This is a genomic window from Butyrivibrio sp. AE3004 (genome assembly GCF_000703165.1).
GTDB lineage: Bacteria > Bacillota > Clostridia > Lachnospirales > Lachnospiraceae > Butyrivibrio.
In genome coordinates this window covers 675058-694962 of sequence record NZ_JNLQ01000002.1, presented here as the reverse complement: position 1 = coordinate 694962, position 19905 = coordinate 675058, and the positions used below count along the sequence as shown (strand labels likewise).

General features: G+C 41.2%; 16 protein-coding genes and 1 riboswitch. Of the genes, 2 read left to right on the top strand and 14 right to left on the bottom strand.

Annotation, left to right across the window (positions count from 1 at the left end; translation table 11 throughout):
• Window positions 1–32: 32 nt before the first annotated feature.
• From cbiB to BV60_RS0106170, 11 genes are all read right to left on the bottom strand, one after another.
• Complete coding sequence (cbiB, locus tag BV60_RS0106220) at window positions 33–1037, bottom strand: adenosylcobinamide-phosphate synthase CbiB (RefSeq protein ID WP_029320289.1); 1005 nt, start codon at window positions 1035–1037, stop codon at window positions 33–35.
• Between the two features lie 60 nt (window positions 1038–1097).
• The gene (locus BV60_RS0106215; RefSeq protein WP_029320288.1) at window positions 1098–1874 is read right to left on the bottom strand and encodes an adenosylcobinamide-GDP ribazoletransferase; all 777 of its coding nucleotides are present in this window, start codon (window positions 1872–1874) and stop codon (window positions 1098–1100) included.
• The gene (locus BV60_RS21740; RefSeq protein WP_051656547.1) at window positions 1871–2467 is read right to left on the bottom strand and encodes a bifunctional adenosylcobinamide kinase/adenosylcobinamide-phosphate guanylyltransferase; all 597 of its coding nucleotides are present in this window, start codon (window positions 2465–2467) and stop codon (window positions 1871–1873) included. Before BV60_RS21740 ends, BV60_RS0106215 begins: the two co-directional genes overlap by 4 nt.
• Window positions 2464–3552 (bottom strand): nicotinate-nucleotide--dimethylbenzimidazole phosphoribosyltransferase, encoded by a 1089-nt coding sequence (locus BV60_RS0106205; protein WP_029320286.1) that lies wholly within the window; start codon window positions 3550–3552, stop codon window positions 2464–2466. Before BV60_RS0106205 ends, BV60_RS21740 begins: the two co-directional genes overlap by 4 nt.
• A complete protein-coding gene (locus BV60_RS0106200; RefSeq protein ID WP_029320285.1) occupies window positions 3552–5027 on the bottom strand; it encodes a cobyric acid synthase in 1476 nt (491 codons plus the stop codon). The genes BV60_RS0106205 and BV60_RS0106200 overlap by 1 nt, the downstream gene beginning before the upstream one ends.
• A complete protein-coding gene (locus BV60_RS0106195) occupies window positions 5015–5785 on the bottom strand; it encodes an ABC transporter ATP-binding protein (protein WP_051656546.1) in 771 nt (256 codons plus the stop codon). Before BV60_RS0106195 ends, BV60_RS0106200 begins: the two co-directional genes overlap by 13 nt.
• Window positions 5786–5816: 31 nt before the next feature.
• Window positions 5817–6824 (bottom strand): FecCD family ABC transporter permease, encoded by a 1008-nt coding sequence (locus tag BV60_RS0106190; RefSeq protein ID WP_029320283.1) that lies wholly within the window; start codon window positions 6822–6824, stop codon window positions 5817–5819.
• A gap of 5 nt (window positions 6825–6829) precedes the next feature.
• Complete coding sequence (locus BV60_RS0106185) at window positions 6830–8344, bottom strand: ABC transporter substrate-binding protein (protein WP_029320281.1); 1515 nt, start codon at window positions 8342–8344, stop codon at window positions 6830–6832.
• 76 nt (window positions 8345–8420) lie between these two features.
• The gene (locus BV60_RS0106180; protein WP_051656545.1) at window positions 8421–10151 is read right to left on the bottom strand and encodes a sirohydrochlorin cobaltochelatase; all 1731 of its coding nucleotides are present in this window, start codon (window positions 10149–10151) and stop codon (window positions 8421–8423) included.
• A gap of 197 nt (window positions 10152–10348) precedes the next feature.
• Window positions 10349–10563, bottom strand: a riboswitch (cobalamin riboswitch).
• Window positions 10564–10684: 121 nt separating this feature from the next.
• Entirely contained in the window at window positions 10685–11314 is a 630-nt protein-coding gene (gene pgmB, locus BV60_RS0106175; RefSeq protein WP_029320277.1) for a beta-phosphoglucomutase, read from the bottom strand.
• Between the two features lie 89 nt (window positions 11315–11403).
• Window positions 11404–13092, bottom strand: coding sequence for a glycoside hydrolase family 3 protein (locus BV60_RS0106170; protein ID WP_029320276.1), 1689 nt, complete (start codon window positions 13090–13092; stop codon window positions 11404–11406).
• Between the two features lie 185 nt (window positions 13093–13277).
• Between BV60_RS0106170 and BV60_RS0106165 the strand changes: the two genes are divergently transcribed.
• Window positions 13278–14420, top strand: a complete 1143-nt coding sequence (locus tag BV60_RS0106165) for an AraC family transcriptional regulator (protein WP_242840953.1) — start codon at window positions 13278–13280, stop codon at window positions 14418–14420.
• A gap of 18 nt (window positions 14421–14438) precedes the next feature.
• Here the strand turns inward: BV60_RS0106165 and BV60_RS0106160 are convergent, their stop codons facing one another.
• Together BV60_RS0106160 and BV60_RS0106155 are read right to left on the bottom strand one after the other, a co-directional pair.
• The gene (locus BV60_RS0106160) at window positions 14439–15836 is read right to left on the bottom strand and encodes an MFS transporter (RefSeq protein WP_029320273.1); all 1398 of its coding nucleotides are present in this window, start codon (window positions 15834–15836) and stop codon (window positions 14439–14441) included.
• Window positions 15823–16155 carry a hypothetical protein gene (locus BV60_RS0106155; RefSeq protein WP_156035995.1) on the bottom strand — a complete coding sequence of 111 codons (333 nt, stop codon included), beginning with the start codon at window positions 16153–16155 and terminating at the stop codon, window positions 15823–15825. Before BV60_RS0106155 ends, BV60_RS0106160 begins: the two co-directional genes overlap by 14 nt.
• Between BV60_RS0106155 and BV60_RS0106150 the strand changes: the two genes are divergently transcribed.
• Window positions 16067–17086, top strand: a complete 1020-nt coding sequence (locus BV60_RS0106150; protein WP_029320271.1) for an Ig-like domain-containing protein — start codon at window positions 16067–16069, stop codon at window positions 17084–17086. The two genes, BV60_RS0106155 and BV60_RS0106150, sit on opposite strands and share 89 nt — an antisense overlap.
• 354 nt (window positions 17087–17440) lie before the next feature.
• Here BV60_RS0106150 and BV60_RS0106145 read toward each other — a convergent pair whose 3' ends face one another.
• On the bottom strand, window positions 17441–19903 hold the full coding sequence (locus tag BV60_RS0106145) for a glycoside hydrolase family 2 TIM barrel-domain containing protein (protein ID WP_029320270.1): 2463 nt from the start codon (window positions 19901–19903) through the stop codon (window positions 17441–17443).
• Window positions 19904–19905: the final 2 nt, after the last annotated feature.

The following is a 19905-nucleotide window of genomic DNA, read 5'->3' as shown; positions in this document are numbered from 1 at the left end:
TATATTTTTCTGAAAGCTCTAAATATTCTGCTCTACAGACTCAACAAGCTAAGCATACCAATCACCACTATTGCGGTAATGCCTTCTGTTATAAACATAAGCTTTCCCGCTCTTTTAATATCCTCAGCTTCGGCCTTTCTTATCTCATCACCTATAGTCGGTTTTTCCACCGGAACACCTTTATATAAATGTGTACCGCCAAGCTTTAGCCCCAATGCTCCGGCACACACGCTTTCTGTCTGCGCAGAATTAGGTGATTTGTGATTATATCTGTCTCTTCGCCATATTTTAAAGGCCCTCATCCCACTGTATTCGCGTGAAAAAATGCCAAGCACAAAGGCTCCCGTCACCATAAAAAGAGCACTTAGTCTTGAAGGTATAAAATTAAAAACATCATCTGCCTTTGCAGCAAAAAAACCGAAGTTCTCATATCGTTCATTTTTATATCCGAGCATTGAGTCCATTGTATTTACTGCCTTGTAAGTCATACCCAAAACAGGCCCGCCTATTGCGGTATAAATAAGAGGCGCAATAACTCCGTCAGATGTATTTTCAGCCACAGTCTCAACAGCAGCCTTGGTGATTTCTTCATAAGAAAGCTCATCCGTATCACGCCCGACTATCATTGAAAGAGAAAACCTTGCGCCATTTATATCTCCCTTTTGTAATTCTCTGTAAACTGCCATGCTCTCTCTGCTAAGACTCCTTGCGGCCAGAATATAGCAGGTCAGCACCACTTCTGCAAAAATCCCAAGGTTCTTATTTAATTTATATGCAGTCATTACAACAAGAAGCGTGACGGTAAAAACTGTTATCACAACAATGAACCATAAAAGAGTCCCGTTTCTTTTTTCCTTTTCTCCGTTTCTTTCCCCGGCCACAAGATCTCTTCCAAGAAATCTTTTTTCCAAAGCATAAATCAGATTTCCTATAGCTCTTATAGGATGCGGCACAGAGTGCGGATCTCCGACTATCTGATCAAGTATGATTCCCAAAACCAGACTTACAATATGAGCTTTTAAAATGTCTGCTATCATCTGCATTATCTTTTAAGACTGTCTCCTGCTTCAAAATATTGTCCCTTTTATCGGTCACTATCAAAACACATACAGCGTAATCGCCAGAACAAGTGTGCTTACAATTTCCCCAACGGTAAGGAAAAAGCCTGCCGTATCTCCCGTCACACCGCCAAATTCCTTGTAGGCTTTATATCTGTAGTAAATGGAAAAGCCCGCAAAGGACAGTATCACCAAAAGACCGTACAGCACATTCATATAAACCATTACTGCACAGGAAAAAAGCACCCAGAGTGTAAGAGCAAAAACCGTCCCCCTCTGCTTATTTTTTGTTTCCTCATATAGCATTCCGCTTTTCCTTGCCTTCGTAAAAAGTATCGAAGTAAGTCCACTGAGAGCTCTGGAAAGAACGAAGGACATTCCGAGTATGGCAAGAAGCCTCTCATCACATTTTTCACTTAGTAAAATTCCGGTTATTCCTGCCGCATATAGCAGTTCCCACTTTAAAAGTGAAATTACCGCAAAAGCACCTATGTGAGCATCCTTTAAAATTTCAAGTTTTTTGTCCTTTGATGCATAGGAATGAAGGGCATCCTCCGTATCCATAAAACCGTCAACATGAAAACCGCCGGTGATGATAAGCGGAACTGCAAGTGTAAGGATAATCCTTACTGCCACAGGTAGTGTATTTACGTGTGGTACACTATTTAATATATATACAAGTCCTCCTATAACAGCTCCGACAGCAGGAAAAAAGGTCAGGCTGTGAGCCATATCATCTTCCTTCCATTCAAATACGGGCATCGGTATTTTACTGTACATAGAAAAAGTTACTGCAAGCCATCTGAATATATTCAAGTTTTTCCCTCTTTCCGAAGATCATATATTTTATCCGAAAAATCCATTAAGTTCTTATTTACCATGCAGAGAACCTTCACATAAAGCCTTGTCTCATCATCATATCCCTCTGCGTCCTTTTCATACTCATTGGTAACGATTATGAGATTATTCACGCTGTCTCCAAGCCTTTTTATGTCCTCTGCAATTATTTCCGAAAAATCATTCAGAAGATTGCAGCTTTGCTTTTCAGAAGAGTCATCTGAAATCATGTCTTTTAAGATATCAGCTTTCAGATCACAAAAGCCTCTCTCCTTCGCATTTTCGTACATCTCATTTCCCACAAGATTGGATACGCATTCAAGAAGTACTGTCGTCTTACCGGGCTCGTCTATACTGCTTATCACATCGGTAATATTATATTCCCGTTCAATGGTGTCAAACCCCTTTCCTTCTCGCTGCCTTCTGTGCCTTTGAACCCTTTCTTTTCCCTCATCATCATAGATTTTCATGGTGGCAAGATATATTCTGTGCGGGTCGCCCGTATTTATGGCAAGGTCCTCCGCAAGCAGGGATTTTCCACTATTCTTAGTGCCCATAACCAAATAAATCATGTATCATACCTCTCATACTGGTCTATCACGGTATCTTCAAAGGAGGTTCCTTCTCCGTACAGTGACATCACCATATCAAGCATGGGAAAAAGAAGCACCGCACCGGTTCCCTCTCCAAGAGCAAGGTCAGCGTTTATAACAGGCTTTAACCCCATTTCACACATGATAATAGTCATGCCCTTCTCCCTTCCCATATGTGAAGGAAGCATATAATCTCTGCATCCGGGCAGAAGCTTTTCTGCTATAAACGCAGCTACCGCGCTTATGAGGCCGTCAATCACAACGGGTATACCATACAAAGCTCCGCCTATAAAAACACCTGTTAGCGCAGCAATATCCAACCCACCAAGGAAGCTGAGCACTCTTAAGATTTCCTCTTTTGAAATTTCCCCGGCAGCTGTCATCTCCATATTACATAGAGAAATTCCCTTCTCTATGACTTCTGTTTTTTTCTTCAAACCACTCTCTGTAAGACCCGCACCTTTACCCGTATAATCCGAAGGACTAAGGCCCTCTAATACACAAAGAAGCGCAGTACTTGTGGTGGTATTTCCTATTCCCATCTCTCCTGTGGAAATTATGCCGTATCCTTCCTCATGACATCTTTTCACCGCATTTATTCCGGTTTCTATTGCTAAGAGGCACTCCCGAATTTCCATTGCAGGTCCTTTTACAAAATTCCCTGTGCCTTTTCTTATCTTTGCATTTATGACGCCTTCAGGTGTATCCTCTGAGTTTATTCCCACATCATATACAAAAAAGTCCAGAGGATATCCCTTTGTCATACTTCCGACAGAACTCTTTCTTTCGCCCATGAGTTTTGCTACATCATAGGTTACTCTCTGACTTGTCTGTGATACGCCCTCCTCGAACACCCCGTTGTCCGCACACATTATGATATGAGCTTTCTTCGACAGGTCAGGACATACTCTTTTCTGTATTCCCGCTATTTTGCTCACCATATCTTCAAAATCACCCAGACCGTCAATGGGCTTTGCTATTGCATCCCATTTTTCCCTGGATTTTTTAAAAACCTCCTCAGAGGGCTTATTTATTTCAAGCGATAATAATTCATCTATTGTCATTATTTCAGTCCCATAATTTCGTAAATATATTCCATATCAAGGCTTTCTCTTAATCCCTTTGCGAGAATGTCATACTGACTGTCCTTAAAATCCGAATAATCCATAACAGAATCGGCTAAGGTCCTTTTCCCGTTTTTTTCGGAGACCTTTTTAATTACTGCCTGTGCGATTTCTTTTTTATCAAAAAAGCCATGTATGTAAGTTCCGTAAACATTGCCCTTACAATAGCCTGTTTCTTTGTCAGTAAACCCGGTTATATTCTCATACGGCTTTGTTTTTCCCATATGAATCTCATAGCCGGAAACCATGCAGCCTTCCATCCCACAGAGAATCCCTGTAGCACCTACAACTTCTCCCTCATATTCTGTCCTCACCTTTTCCTTCAGAAGAGTTGTATCAGCAGGCAGAAGATTAAGCCCTTCTGCCCTTCCGCCCTCTTCCACATTATAAGGATCGTCTATAAATCTTCCTAGCATCTGATATCCGCCGCAAATTCCAAACACACAGGTTTCGTTTTCCGCAAGCCTTATCACGGCATCGGCAAGTCCGCTTTCCTTTATGCTCCTTAGGTCGAATATAGTGTTCTTGGATCCCGGAATGATTATTATGTCAGGATTTCCAAGTTCGTTTTTTCTCGTGACATATCTTACAGATACATCTTCAATCTGCTCAAAGGTATTAAAATCCGTAAAATTAGAAATATGCGGAAGTCTTATAACTGCTATATCAAAGCTTCCTGCACCTCTTTTTTCAAATCTCTCCGACAGGGAGTCCTCATCGTCCAGCGTCACCTGCATATGCGGGACAACTCCCACAACTCTCGTCTTTCCCCTCTCTTCAAGGATCTGAATTCCGTCCTCAAAAAGGCGGCTGTCTCCTCTGAACTTGTTTACTATAAGTCCCTTAACCCTGTCTCTTTCTTCCTTTGTAAAAAGATCAAGCGTTCCAAGGAGCTGTGCGAAAACTCCGCCCCTGTCGATATCTCCGACAAGAAGGACCGGTGCGTCAAGAAGCTTTGCCAGTCCCATATTTACTATATCGTCCTTTTTCAGGTTCATCTCCACAGGAGAACCTGCCCCTTCAACAACTATGATGTCCGACATTTGGGACAGCTTTTCGTAAGCCAGAAGGATATCTTTTACATAATCCTTCTTATGTCTGAAGTATTCCATGGCTTTCATGTTTCCGACAACTCTGCCGTTTACTATAACCTGAGAGCCGACATCGCTTGTAGGCTTTAGCAGTATCGGATTCATTATTGCCAAAGGCTTTGTTCTTGCGCACTCAGCCTGCATGACCTGAGCTCTTCCCATCTCCAGGCCTTCCTCTGTTATGTAGGAATTGAGCGCCATGTTCTGGGATTTAAATGGAGCCACTCTGTAACCGTCATCGGAAAAAATCCTGCAAAGACCTGCTGCTATAACACTTTTTCCGGCATTGGACATAGTCCCCTGAATCATTATCACTTTAGCCATGGTGTTTCTCCCAATATCTCTATATCTGTATTTTCAATATGATAAAGTCTTCTTATGAAAGCTTCCTCAAAGACCTCTGCGGGAGTTCCTATTCTCATGACTTCTCCCTCTCCGATCGCAACCACGGTGTCCGAAATATTTCTTGCTATTCCAAGTTCATGAAGTGACATTAAAACAGCCACATTCTTTTTTCTTACAAAATCTCTTATTTTCACAAGGATGTCTATCTTATGTCTGATATCAAGAAACGATGTAGGCTCATCAAGAATCAGTATCTCAGGTTCCTGACAGATTGCCCTTGCAAGGAGGACTCTTTGCTTTTGTCCATCGCTTATATTGGTAAAAAAGGAATCGCCAAGCAGTGAAACATCAGTCCACTCCATAGCTTCATCCACCTTTTGTTTGTCTACATCCGACAAAATTCCAAGCTTTCCCGTATATGGATATCTTCCCGTCTCCACTACTTCCCTGCAGGTCATAAGCTCAGGTTTTATTTTGTAGGTCATAACAAGTGACATACGCCTTGCAATTTCAGATGCCTTAAGCATGGCTCTGTCATCTCCGTTTAAATATACCACGCCTCCACGGTCCTTAAGCTCACCCGTAAGAGTCTTTAAAAGCGTAGTCTTGCCGCATCCGTTTGGGCCTATAAGCGTAACTATTTCTCCCGGTTTCACAGAAAAACAGATATCCTCTATCAGATTTGTTTTGTAGCCGATATTTAATTTTTCGGTTCGTATTCCGTCTGTTTTATTCATTTAATCCTTATCCGTCCGCAAGCTTTTGCCTTTAGTTTCGTCCGCTTCTCTTTATCATCATGAATATTACCACAGGTACTAGGAATACTGCGGTAACAGAGCTGATGCTTACTTCCGTTGGGGCAAAAACCGTTCTTGCGATCACATCACAAAAAAGTGTAACCAGCGCTCCTCCGAGAAAGCTTGCCGGTATCATCACATGCGCACTGTCTGTCTTAAGACACAGCCTTACAAGATGAGGAACCGCTATTCCGACAAAGGAGATAGGTCCCGCAAAAGCAGTTACACAGGCAGCCAGAAGGCTTGATATAAAAATAAGTATGATCCTTAGTGCCTTTATATTTACTCCGACACTTCTGGCATAAGCCTCCCCAAGCCTGTATGCATTCATGGGTTTTAAAATAAACACTGTCATTATAAGTCCTGCGGCAACTATAACCGATATGACTCTAATTCCGTCCCAATTAATTCCCGACAGACTCCCCATTGACCAGTTGTGAAGATTGACGATATTTGAATCATCCGCAAAGGTCACCACAAAGTCCGTTATCGCAGAGCAGATATAACCTATCATTATTCCGCAGACAACCAGTATACTCATACTTTTTACTTTTGCGGAAATAACAAGCACAAAGGACATTGCGCAGGTCGCGCCTATAAATGCCGAAAATACCATCATGTTAAGACCCATTTCTTTTCCGGCAGATAAAAAGAAAATCATTGTTATTGCTACAAGCAGCTTTGCTCCCGAAGAAATGCCCAGCACAAAGGGACCTACTATAGGATTCCCGAAAAAGGTCTGAAGAAGATATCCCGAAAGTGCAAGTGCTCCCCCAAGCAGAAATGCGGAAACCGTCCTCGGAAGCCTGATGTTATATATAATGTTCATCTGCATGGTATCGCTGTCATCACCCGCAAGTATCCTTAATACATCCTTCGCAGGCATATAGGCACTCCCAAGAATTATGTTTATCCAGACAAACACTGCTATAAGTATTACTATTAACACAAAAAATATAAACGCCCGTCTTTTACTCATAACTATTATTCCAGTTTGTTTAAATAGGTATAGTCTCTGTCCTTTTCCATAAACACATCATTTAAATCCTTCATAAATTCAGCCATTCCCGTTATCTGCTGAAAAAGATTTCTCTCCGTGCAATATACCCTTTTCTCTTTCACTGCCTTAAAGTCCTTAAACAGATTGTTTTTCCCAATCAGTTCTTCGATGGAAGAAATCTCCCCGCCAATAGTGCTGTTGTATATAATGATGTCTGCATCCGCAGCCTGTGCGTAGAAGTCCTCCATCTGCATATTCATTGAAGACAGTGCATTATCTCCTTCACCCGCTCCTGTCAGTGCATAATTTCCGCCTGCAAGCTCGATCATTTTTGTGATGTAATCGCCGGATTTTCTGACATTTATCATTCCGTTTGCAGTCACATGAAAAAATGCAACCGTCTTACCGGTATCTGCTTTTTTCTCCATAATAGGTTTGATGATTCCAAGCTGCTCGTCAAAATACTCTTTTGCTTCCTTTTCCCTGTCAAATAAAACTCCGTAAAGCTTTATCCATTCAAGGCGGCCTATCGGGTCCCTTTCGTAACTTGAGGTCTCAACGAGTACCGGAATTCCAAGCTCTGTAAGCTTCTCCTTTACAGCAGGCTCGTGATATATCATTGTGTTCTCTATGGCAAGATTACAACCCGTTTGTAAAATAAGCTCATAATCAGGAGCTCTGTACTTTCCCGCATATATAAGCTCGCCTTTTTCCATCGACTCTTTTGCGGCATCTATATACCAGTCGCTTTCCTTCGTCCCCGATAACTTCACCATGGGAAGCGCATCGCAGGTATTTATAAGATCCATTGCAGAAGTCGATACGAGATAAGTTCTATCAAGGGGCTTTTGTAAGATCACAACGCTCTTTGGAAGCTTATCCGGCACTTCCTTATTTTTGGGAACCAGCAGATAGTCTCCTGAGTTTTCAATTGAAATGTAAGCGTAATCTCCATACTTTTCAATCTCAAAACCCGCCGCGTATTCCAATGCTTCCGTTTCCGATTTTACAAGGCCTGACGAAGAAAGTGCTTTTCTTACTTCCTCCCTGTTTGTTTCTATGGCTTCAATGCTCTCAGTCCTAACCTCGCCTTTTTCGCCCCAGGTTATCAGATACTCAATCTCATGGGGAGTACTCATCGCCACCGTATCTCCGATAACCTTAAGAGGCTCTGAAATATTATCTATTTCAACAGTAAAGGTGGATTCACCACCGTTATTTTCATTTTCATATCTGATGCCGTTTACTATCATGTAGTCGTAATTCTTACTGCTCCACACGAATCTGGCTGTCAGCCTTCCATCGACATCTGTAATTTCAACCGGGGATTTTATATAGGCTTTCCCCGAGCCGCCTTCGAATTTTATATCAATCGTATATGTCTTTTTTTTAATTTCCTCATTTTTTTGATAAGAGGAAGTAACCCCCTGCGAAGTGCAGGAGGTTACACCTAAAGATATAAGTAAGAATAAGAAAATTATTGATAATCTTTTTATCATTCAGTAATCTGATCCTTCTATCAAACCACGTTTACATAAACATTTTTCTCTATCACCATCTGAATGTAAACGCTTATTACTTTGCGGGAGTTTCAACAACAACCTTATGGTCATACCATTTACCCTTTGTTCCGATAAGTGCAAGATCAAACTCCTTATCAAGATAAGGAACAGGTACATCAAAACCGTTTACAGTCTCAGTTGTTCCGTCATCGTATTTAACCTCATCCTTTGTGGGCATAAGAAGCTCTGCTCCATCCTTTGCGGCATCCTCTGCCACACCAGTGAAAAGATTAACGATATTCTCAGAAGGAAGAGTAATATGAATAGTCATCTTGCCATCTTTTACAGTCAGTGTTCCCATACCATCACAGGTTTCGTTTACCTTAAACATAGAGCTGTCGGTTGTAAACTTTGCCTGATACTCGCCGTCTTCAACAGCAGCTGCGCTCTCTGCTGCAGCCTTTGTGTCACCCTCAGCATCAAGAGCAGCCTTTGTATGTGCAACGTAAAGTTCTTTTACTGCATCAATTCTTCCAAGACCTTCAATCTGACAATCAACAGATTCAAAAGCACCTGAAGCCTCAAACATGCTCTTCCAGGAATCATCGTCATCTCCTGCCATATCATTGTTTGCGTGATCACCCGCAACTACCATGAGCGGACGAAGTACAACCTTGGTATATCCTGCTTCCTTAACAGCTTCGATCACCTTATCACATGCTGTGTCCTCGGGCTCACCTTCAACTGTTCCGATGAAAACATTCTCATAGCCAAGCTCTTTCATCTGTGTTGCCATCTGTGAATAACTTACCTTAGCAGTGTGAGCAGTTCCATGTCCCATGAACACAAATGCTGTTCCATCTGCTGCGGCATCCTCAAGCTTATCAAAGCCTGCTGACTTTACAGCTTCCTCTGTGATAGCACAAGCCACTGCCTTCTTATCCTCATTGATCACAGTAGCATCATTTCCTACTTCTCCAAGGAGCGGTTCTGCTACGCTTACACTGTCGAATTTATCTGTATATTTCTCTAATGTTTCAGTAAGCTCATCATACTCAGCGCCATGCATAAGGTGTGTAGGCTGAACCACCAGCTTCTTTACACCGTTTGCAACCGCTCTGTCAAGTGCCTGCTCAACATTGTCAATCTTTTCTCCGTCTCTTGCCTGAACATGATTGATAATAATCTGGGCTGTAAAAGCTCTGCGTACGGACCAGTCAGGATTTGCCTTGGCGATAGCCTGCTCAATTCCACTTATGTCCTCTACTCTGCTGTCATTAAAGGAGGTTCCGAAGCTAACTACAAGGATCTCGTTTTCTCCGATGTCATCAGCATTTAACGAATCATCCTTAGAAGCATCTCCTGTGTCTCTTCCAAAGTAATCAGGATCTGCTTCCTCACCTTCTACCATCTCTTTCTGCTCATCACTTAAGGCATCCCATGCTGCCTTTGCTTTCTCACAGAGCTCATCTGTTTCGTCGGTTCTTTCCTGAACATATATGGAATCAATAAGATCCGCTACTTCCTTTGCTCTCTCTTCATCGCTCATATCCGCATTCTCATCTCCCGAAGTCTCTGCATTCTCTGAGTCTTCAGCCTCCTCAGTAGCCTCTGCATCTGCTTCGCTCTCCTCGCCTGTTGCCTCTTCCTCCTTGGAAGTCTCAACATCCTCTGCCTTTTCTTCACTGCCGGCATCCACAGCTTCGGTACCTGCGGTATTGTCTGCCGCTGTGCTGCCACAACCTGCAAGAAGTGACATTGATGTTGCAGCAATCAAAATTGCGGTTAATAGTTTCTTTCTCATAATAATCCTCCTGTAGATAAATTATTGCTTGTTGAAAAGCAAGCACGCACTGAGCCTAAAAAACTCGCTAAGTGCTCTGCATAAAATAATAAGACCCGTACCGGAAATTACCGGAACGGGTCTTTTGCACACGAAAAACACAGGGTTTTAAACCCTGTTTGTTCAGTACGATCAATTACTCGTGATCCGGAAAAAATTCCTGTACCTGTTATATGGCAGGTTTCCTGGCTCATGCATCATCATACTGTCATCTGCCTTCCCGGGATATCCCAGTGGTCATCAAGATGCGATAACAGTACTCCGCATTTACAGTGACGAGTTCGCACAGGTTTTGCACCTGTTTCCCTTTTAACCTCTGCAGCCTGACAAAAAAATTTGCGTTATACACCGGACCTCAAACAATTTCGAATTCTCTTTTTAAGATCATGTAAAACCACAAGCTGCAGCGGCACCATAAAACTATCTGTCTTAAATTGCACAAATTGTAACATATGAATTATATATGCTCAAGGAAATTCCTCATATCTTTATACTTAATTAATATTCAGCAATTCCGCAAAACTATCTATTGGGTAATCCGTCTTTTCATAAGCTGATGCTTCGCCTATGCCCGCAACTGTCATCCCTGCTGCCTTTCCGGCATCAACACCCGCACGTGCATCCTCTACAACAATACAGTTATGGGGATCCTCCAAAATAAACTCAGCGGCTTTTTCGAAAACCTCCGGATCAGGCTTTGATCTTGTTATGTTCGTGCCGTCTGAAACCGCATCAAAATAATCCTCCAGCTCAACTTTTTCCAAAATATATTTCGTATTCCTGCTGGATGATCCGATTGCGAGCTTATGCCCTCTACTTCTTAGTTCTTTAAGTGTTTTTCTTACTTCCGGTGACACATCCCCGGGAGTCATTGTTCCAAGAAGTTTCCTGTAATACTCATTTTTTTCTTCAGCAAGGATTTCCTTTTCCTCTAAGGAAAAATCATAAGTACTGTTTTCCAAAATAATGTTAAGAGATTCCATTCTGCTTACACCTCTTAATCTGTTATTTTTCTTCTCATCAAAAGGAATTCCCAGCTTATCTGCAATCATCTTCCATGCTTTGTAATGATATTTATCTGTAAAAACAAGGACTCCGTCCAGGTCAAAAATAAGTGCTTTCATACTGTAATAAGTTTCTCCTCATCCATAAATTCATAAGTTTTGATTTTCAAACACATTTTCATTTGTGCGTTTAGGAAGTCATAGCTTCATCAAAATCTCAAATCCATCTTCCCGCAAAAAGGATCTATGGGAGATTTTCCTTTAAAATCGCTTCTTCCAAGGATTTTATCCACTACTGCATCCATGACAAATTCCGAATTACAATATCCGTTTATAAAGGTCTTTATCATCGGTGTATCAAGCAGATGGTAGGGATTACCGAGGCTTACGAACATAACCGGCAGTTCATGGACCATCCAGGGCATATTGTTTCCGAGTCCGAACATTGTATGCCAGTTCATTCTGGCTGTTGTCTTATTTGATGCCGTTTCAATATTTCCCACATATAGGATAAGGTCATAGGATGACTTTAATTTTTCTACGGAATCCGTCATTACTTCAAAGCCTTCCTTTTTATATAAGGTTACTTCGAAGCCTTCCTCAGAAAGCTTTTTCATCATATAATCCGTAACTCTCTCATCGGACTCAAAACCACCCATCAGCTCAAGAAGGATACGTCTGTGCTTTTCGGGATTTATCGGAAGCAGTTTCTGTGTATCCTTTACCAGAGTTACACCCTCATCAGCGCACTGCTTTGCCCATTCCACATGCTTATCACATGACAAGATTTCAAGCGCTTCTTTACCGGGAACAAGTATGCCCTTCTCCTTCTTTTCAGGAAGTTTTAGTGCAGCCTTTGTAGCCAGAATCCGCTTTACTGCCTCCTCAAGGCGTTCTTTTGACAGGATGCCCTTCTCGTATCCTCTGCGCATGAATTCGTAGTCTTCATCTATATTTCTATTAAACAAAAACATGTCGCAACCGTTTTCAATGGAAAGAGGTACGGCATGTTCTCTGTCCATTGCACTGCAAAAACCAACCATGGGTGTTGCATCGGAAACTATAAGTCCGTTAAATCCAAGCTTTTCACGAAGAAGTCGCTTTAACAGATTTTCTGAAAGTGTAGCGGGGATTATCTTTTGCGGTGCCTGCTTGTCAAAATATTCCTCATAGGCAGGCATTGCTATATGTCCTGCCATTACGCTAAGCGTCCCTTCCTCAATCATTGCTTCATATATTTTTCCGAAGGTCTCATCCCATTCTTCTACAGATAATGAATTGACGCTTGTCACAAGGTGCTGATCCCTCTCATCAATTCCATCACCCGGAAAATGCTTGACGGCAGTTGCCACGCCTTCTTCCGCAGCTGCCTTAAGGTATCCGCGTCCCATATCTATGACAGTCTGAACATCCTTTGAAAATGCTCTTACATTGATAATGGGATTATGATAATTTCTGTCCAGATCAACCACCGGTGCAAACGACCAGTTATCACCGACTGCAGCACCTTCAGCACAGCTTACCTTTCCAAGCTGATAGCCTCTCTCTGTATTTCCCGTTGCTCCAACAAGCATTTCCCTGCCATAGTAAGTTCCTTCAACAGCAGAGCCGTTTCCGCCATATTCAAGATTAGCCGCTGTAAGGAGAGGTATTTTACTTTCTTTTTGTAAAAAACTCTGGGCTTTTCTTATCTCTTCTCCGGGACCTTCTCTGTAAAGAATTCCGCCGACCTTATATTTTTCAAGAAAAGCCTTTAAAGTCTTCTCATCCTTATCAAAAACAACGGGGCAAAAAAGCTGCCCTATTTTCTCTTCAAGCGTCATTTTTTCATATGTACTTTCAACCCATCCAATCTTTTCATCACTGAGATTAAATGGTTTTTCCTTATAGTCAAACATTACAATACTCCCTTAAAACCTCAAAATTTCTGTTAACCATTGCTTTCATGTTTAGAATTTTATATTCTATATAAAAACACTTGAACAGCATTTGTTTTTAACCATCCGACATTTTTTAATCGAATGTCCAAGTCTAAAAATCTCAGATATCACTAAATGCGGATATGAGGCTGTAAGGCAATATATTGAAAGGTAATAGTGTTATGACAAAATATACGACCTACGGAAAATTCCAGAATGAAATGAACTCCTATTACAGTCGAACAGGGATGAAGCTTCAGTTCACGGAAATGATACAGCGAATGGAGGAAAAAGGAATGATGGACTCAGCTCCATCCTTTTGCAGGATTCCTCTTGATGCTCTTTCCATGAATGATGAAGATTTTGATAAACTGGTTGATTCTATCCCTATCCGGATCGGAGGTCAGTATTCCAGCTCAAATGAAATAGGTGAGGAAAAAATGATCCCCACTCTTTTTGATGTTTTCACAATCCGTCACCCCCGCCTAACACGTCATGTATCTCACGTTCACAATTACTTTGAGATAAATTTTATCGTAAAGGGTAGTGCTGTTTTTTATTTTGAAGAATCAGCCCACCCCATGCACGAGGGAGAGGTCTGTATTATTGCCCCGGGATCAAGCCATGATGTCATCATAGAAGACGAATCCTCCATCGTTTATACCGTTTGCATCAGGAAAAGTACCTTTGAGAGCACCTTTTCTTCCTTTATGCATCATGAAGATCTGTTATCCGGTTTTTTCCGCAATATTTTAAAAAATGAAGACCGCACAAATTACCTTATGCTTTTTACCGAAAACAATATGGAGTGCAGGATTTTTTTAAGAAAACTCCTCATAGAAACAGAGAACCATGACAGCTATAGCAATAACTGCTGCATCAATCTGATAAATCTGTTCTTTGCAAACCTGCTCCGAAATTACAGTAAGACCATATCCTTTTATAACTATGACATTAACTCGGATTTCTCGCTTGTACTGCAGTATATTCAGCACAACTACAAGAACCTTAATCTGTCCGCTCTCGCTGAGTTTTTCCATTACTCGGAGCCGCACCTTAGCACTCTGATAAAGCAGAATACAGGAAAAAACTTTACCGATCTGATAAAAGCCTTAAGAATGAGGGATGCAAAGGATTTACTTGTTAACACCTCTCAGAAAATAAATGAGATTGCAGAGGAAATCGGCTATAACAGTGCCGACCATTTTTCCAGAGTATTCAGAACAGAATATGGGATGTCTCCTGCGGAATTCAGAAAGCAGAACAAAAATGAAGGACCCTTCATTCCGTTCTCAACCGAAGACTAAAATGAAGGATCCCTGTTATTACGCTACTTTATTATCGCCTTCTGCATGCATTTTTGCTTTCATCTCTTCGATTTCTGCCTTGTACTTTCTGATAGGTCCAAAGACTACACAAAGAACAACGATAAGTCCTGTAACTGAAGGTGCTCCGAATTTTATAAAGTTAAGTGCAAACATTGCTGATGCAGGCTGCTGTCCGATTGCTCCTGCAACATAACCTGATGCTGCAAGGATTGCAAGAATTCCCGAATTTGTAACTGTGTTTCCGCACTTCTGTGCAAATCCCTTGATTGAAGAAACCAGTCCGTTAGCTGTTTTTCCTTCCTTGTACATGATGAAGTCGATTGTGTCATTTACAAGAATATTAACAAGTGCATTCTGCATTGCGCCGGCCACTGATGCAATAAAGGTAAGTACGCACAGGAAAACAAAGTTTGTTTTTCCAAAGAAGAAAAGAATAATATACATAATAATTGTTGAAATCTGTGAGAAGCAAAGTGCTCTCTGACCTGTCTTAAATATCTTAAGTACAATCGGCATAGCAACAACCATTGAAACAAGTGCACCAACCGAAATAACACCCATATATACACCGATAAGATCAGGTCTTTCATAGTAGTACATCATATAGTAAACGGAAGACGCAAACATCAGACCGTACCCCATTGATGCCATTACCCAGGCAATGATGTTCGGATATACTTCCTTATATTTCAGAACCATTCCGATTCCCTTAAACGGATTCTTCTCAGGCTCAGAAAGATATATCTCCTGTCCCTTGGAAGCCTTAAATAATCCCCAGAATGAAATGAATGAAAGTACACCACAGATCAGCATGTACGGAACATAGCCGTTTGAAAAACCAAGACTGTTAAAAAATCCTGTTATATTCGGTGTGAATGTGTTCCCGATTGTAAATGCAGCTGCACAGCATCCCGCACCCATAGTAATAATCTTGTTTCTCTCCTGATCCTTTTTAACGGCTGCAGGAAGTATTGCCATCTGTGGCATTGTGTACATAGTAACTGTCATTCCGTAACCTATGTACATGATCAGAATATATACAGCCTTTGCTGTGGTATTTGTAAATCCCCAGTCTACCCATACCATAGTTGCAAAGAATGTCAGAAGCACAGGTGCAAATAAAAAGTAGGGACGATATCTGCCCATTTTCGTATGTGTACTGTCCGCAAGAACACCCATGATTGGATCGTTAATTGCATCCCATAAAGTTGAGATCAGCATTATCACTGAACATATCGCTGCAGGAATTTTCAGTGTATCTGTCATATAAACAGAAAGATAACTTGCCAAAACTGCTGCGACCATCATCGCTCCGCCATTTACGGAAGTGGCATGAAACCAGCTAAACGCACTTCCAACTTCAGATTTATTTTTCGTATTGCTATTGTTCCCCATTGTCCTTCTCCTTTTTATTTTTTTGGTAACAATGTTTTTTGCTTTGCATGATTATAATAGCAATATAGCCTGGCGCCCTCCATGTAGTTACTTTTTCCAAATCCGACATTTTTTCAGATAAGGGTATAATGCAAATTGGTTTTTTTGTATAATTATTTATAGAAATAATAAATTGTTTAAAGAGGGGAAAAACAGTGAATAAGAACATCAAATAGATTATTGTTTCATTATTGGTAATTCTGGCATTTATCATCTTTATACCGGTAAGTGCAGGTGCAAAATCCGCATCTTTATCAAAATCAAAGCTTACTCTTGTCAAAGGCACTTCCTATATTCTTAAAGTCAAAAACGGAAAAGCCAAATCCTACACTTCTTCAAAATCCAAGGTGGCAAAGGTAAATAAAAAAGGAAATATAACAGCCCGTAAAAAAGGCTCTGCCACCATAAAAGTCAAAGTAGGAAAAAAAGTGCTTAAGTGCAAAGTAAAAGTGGTTGAATGTGAACTTAGCTCAAAGAGTCTGGAGCTCAAAGATAACAGCACAGAAACTCTCAGATACGTCGGAACGGGTACAGCCGATAAATGTGTTATAGCTGATGAAACCATTGCCTCTGTGGCAGCTACCGGTGTTAACACTTTCTCCATTAAAGGCCTTAAAGCAGGGAAAACCATTGCAGAAGTTTATGTTGGGGACTCTGTACTAAAATGTGATATCACAGTAACCCACGTGGATCCCGTATATGCCTGGGTGAAAAAAGGTGTTGTAAAAGACATCCCGGACCCCAGAGTAGAAGGTCTATACAACAGATGCTATGACGCTGATATTCAAAGCATAACCGTACAAGAGATTTTTAATGCTCATGACAATAGCGGTAATAAAGTTACTTCAACATTCACAACCAGGTGCACAGCTCCGCTTGATACTCTAAAGCCCGATGATACCATAAGCCTTAAGGTGTCAATGAACATGTCCAATAAAGCCAAGGATGTGGGTGAGCCATACAGAATCTATGTAAGCTGGAACGGTTGCAAGTCAGGTACTGTAGATTATAACGGCGGTGACAAATTCACCTCATCTAAAGATATGTATCTAAACTGCAGTCAGAATCAGGATTTTGCTCTTAATCTCGACTCCGATGTCACCTATAAAGTTCCAAAGGGCGGAACCTTAGGCGAACAAAAAGCCATCGTTTTTTCTCAGTTTGGCGGAGCATCCATTGCCTGGATATACGAATGGAAGCAAATAAACTAAAGTATAAACTCTATAGGAATGAACCAACGCTTTAGGAACTATACTATCAAATAAGAATGCAATGCTTTGGTTCCAGTACTTAAATAAATGCTGTACTAATATATCGCATGAATAAGGCCTCCTAAGATAAAATCTTAAGGAGGCCTTTTATTATGACAAAACAAAAAGATTAAAAAAAATTCTTTGATGGCCAGGCTTATCTTCGTTCGTTGCATTTCGACAGCAAATTCCCAATTCTGACACTTGAAATCCAAACTTTGATTAGTGCAAGTGTCTGATTACTGCATAAATCTCCAGACACAACACTCGAATTAAGAATAATAGGTCAAAAAGACTCTTTACTGTGATTGTCTTTTATACTTCTTTCAAAATCACAATTTCCCCATCGCTTGATGATACCTTCAAAGACACATGCCCTTCGGTTTTTTTGCGTATGATGGCAAGAGCACGGCCATTCCAGGTGGTTGTCATATTTCCGCAATAGTTTTCCTGTGATTTGGGATTGGCAGAGCCAAGTCCAATCAGTTCACCATCTCCCATAGCCTCTACTGTAATTTGCGCTTCTTTATCTGTAAAAACATTCCCATTTGCGTCTACCAGAGAAAGATTGATATATAACAAGCTACTATTAACCGGTAAATGCTCATCAACCTCTGCAACAAGGTTTACATCACCTTTTGCCGTAGTTATCTCATATTCTCCGATATCTGCTCTGTTTTCCCTTGACACCGCTCTAAGTGTGCCCGGGGAATATGTTGTTTCAAAAATCGCCCTGCAATTATCAGCGTCAGTCATCTTCTTTTTTCCGATACTTTCATCATTAAGGAACAATTCAACCTCATCGCCTGCAGAATATATTTCCACCAAAACCGGCTTATTTTCATATCCGTCAAAGTTCCATCCTGAAATCGCATCACTCATTACCCAGGGTGTCTTTATAAGCTTTTCTCCGTAATGAGCAGGATCCTGAACTGCAATATAGGGCTTTGTTCTAAGTCCGAAAACTATCTCTCTGTAGTATGAGAGGGGTCTTCTGAATCCCGTTATATCAATATCTCCTGTATAGGCAAGCCTTGCCGGGAAGCATGCTCCAAAGCCTCCGTCCCCGAATTTATACGCAGGAATTCCAACTCCCGCTTCTCCAATGTAATCCCATCCGGTCCAGGTAAAATCACCTATAACCTGATCGTATTTCATGACTTCTCGCCAGTTGACAGCTATCTCCGGGGGATATGTTTCACTACCCACAATAATCCTGTTTGGCGCCTGATTATTATCAAGAGCATACCTCGCAGTCATATAATTATAGCCCGCAATGTCTGTTGCTGCGCAGGCCTTATCAAGCCTTTTTGTGATCTCAGGATGAGCAACAATTTTATCCATATATTTATCCATGATCGTCATGAAATCATTGACATTTATGGAGTCGTCTGTCCCATCCAGAGATGCCGCTACATCCGCAGTTATCTGTGGAACACCGTCCCCTGCCGCAAACACACCGTTTATAGATGCAAGTGTGTATCTGTAGGGATCAAGTTTATGGCAAAGCTCACTTATCTGTCTTGCAAGCCTGCTTCCCTCATCAGTTCCGATTTCCGGGATCTCATTTCCGATGGAATACATTATGACGGAAGGATGGTTGTAATCCTTCATTACCATGGATTCTATATCTCTCTTCCACCAATCATTAAAATAGAGGTTATAATCATAGTCCGATTTTGCCCTTGTCCACATATCAAAGGCTTCATCCATAATATACATTCCAAGCTCATCGCAGGCCTTTACAAGTGCCGGTGCTGCAGGATGATGTGACATTCTTATAGCATTAAATCCGGCCTTTTTTAATATTGTGACTCTTCTAAACTCAGCTTCGTAGTACGTTTTTGCACTCAAAATCCCACTATCATGATGAATACATGCTCCGCGAAGTTTTACAGTTTTCCCGTTTACTCTAAGTCCATGTTTTGCATCAAGCCGGAGTTTCCTTATACCGATAACTTCTTCAGCCTTATCCATGATTTCACCCTGACAGCATTTGCCATCTTCTCCGATATTAGCCGCAGCAATCGTAACCTCTGCCTTATACAGATTGGGAGACTCATCTGACCACAGCATTGGATTATCAATAAATAATCTGGAAAACACTTCTGCCGAATCACCCTTATTTATACTCATAACCTTCTGTTCATACGCAGCTGTTTTTCCCTTTGAGTCTTCAATTTTAAAGGTAACAAGTATGTCCTTTGGCACAGTGTCATCATTTGTTATTTGCGCCTTTAAAAGTACAGTTGCCTCCTCTTTGCTGCATTCCTCTGTAGTAGCAAGTAACCCATTTTCTTTAATATATGTATTACCTGCACTTAAAAGATAAACATCCCTATATATACCAGAGCCCGTATACCAGCGGCTATTTGGGCAGGCATTGTTTCTTACCTGAACACGTATCTCATTTTCCCCTTCTTCCTTTAGAAGCTGTGATATAGGAACGATAAACTGCGAATAGCCATAAGGTCTGTTTGCGGCAAGCTGTCCGTTTACATAGACAAACGAGTTCATGTATATGCCTTCAAATAAAAGCATGATATTTCTGCTTCTGTCTCCAGGCTTTGATTCATAAAACTTCACATAAGTGTATGAACCGCCGTTATAAAACCCTGTATTTCCTCCGTTTGGTGAGTCAGCGACATTTTGAGTCTCTATCATTGCATCATGAGGAAGAGTCACCTTCTTTGCATTTTCGGGGATGTTCCACACTAAAGCAAAGGCATCCTTGCTATCCCAAAACAGCCAATCCTCGTTCCACTTTATTTTCTTCATCA

Excerpts from the sequence above, each read along its gene's own strand:
- BV60_RS0106170 (WP_029320276.1), bottom strand. The coding sequence starts at position 13,092 with ATGTTTGACTATAAGGAAAAACCATTTAATCTCAGTGATGAAAAGATT.
- BV60_RS0106195 (WP_051656546.1), bottom strand. The coding sequence starts at position 5,785 with ATGAATAAAACAGACGGAATACGAACCGAAAAATTAAATATCGGCTAC.
- BV60_RS0106180 (WP_051656545.1), bottom strand. The coding sequence starts at position 10,151 with ATGAGAAAGAAACTATTAACCGCAATTTTGATTGCTGCAACATCAATG.
- BV60_RS0106160 (WP_029320273.1), bottom strand. The coding sequence starts at position 15,836 with ATGGGGAACAATAGCAATACGAAAAATAAATCTGAAGTTGGAAGTGCG.
- cbiB (WP_029320289.1), bottom strand. The coding sequence starts at position 1,037 with ATGATAGCAGACATTTTAAAAGCTCATATTGTAAGTCTGGTTTTGGGA.
- BV60_RS0106205 (WP_029320286.1), bottom strand. The coding sequence starts at position 3,552 with ATGACAATAGATGAATTATTATCGCTTGAAATAAATAAGCCCTCTGAG.
- pgmB (WP_029320277.1), bottom strand. The coding sequence starts at position 11,314 with ATGAAAGCACTTATTTTTGACCTGGACGGAGTCCTTGTTTTTACAGAT.
- BV60_RS0106185 (WP_029320281.1), bottom strand. The coding sequence starts at position 8,344 with ATGATAAAAAGATTATCAATAATTTTCTTATTCTTACTTATATCTTTA.
- BV60_RS0106200 (WP_029320285.1), bottom strand. The coding sequence starts at position 5,027 with ATGGCTAAAGTGATAATGATTCAGGGGACTATGTCCAATGCCGGAAAA.
- BV60_RS0106145 (WP_029320270.1), bottom strand. The coding sequence starts at position 19,903 with ATGAAGAAAATAAAGTGGAACGAGGATTGGCTGTTTTGGGATAGCAAG.
- BV60_RS21740 (WP_051656547.1), bottom strand. The coding sequence starts at position 2,467 with ATGATTTATTTGGTTATGGGCACTAAGAATAGTGGAAAATCCCTGCTT.
- BV60_RS0106190 (WP_029320283.1), bottom strand. The coding sequence starts at position 6,824 with ATGAGTAAAAGACGGGCGTTTATATTTTTTGTGTTAATAGTAATACTT.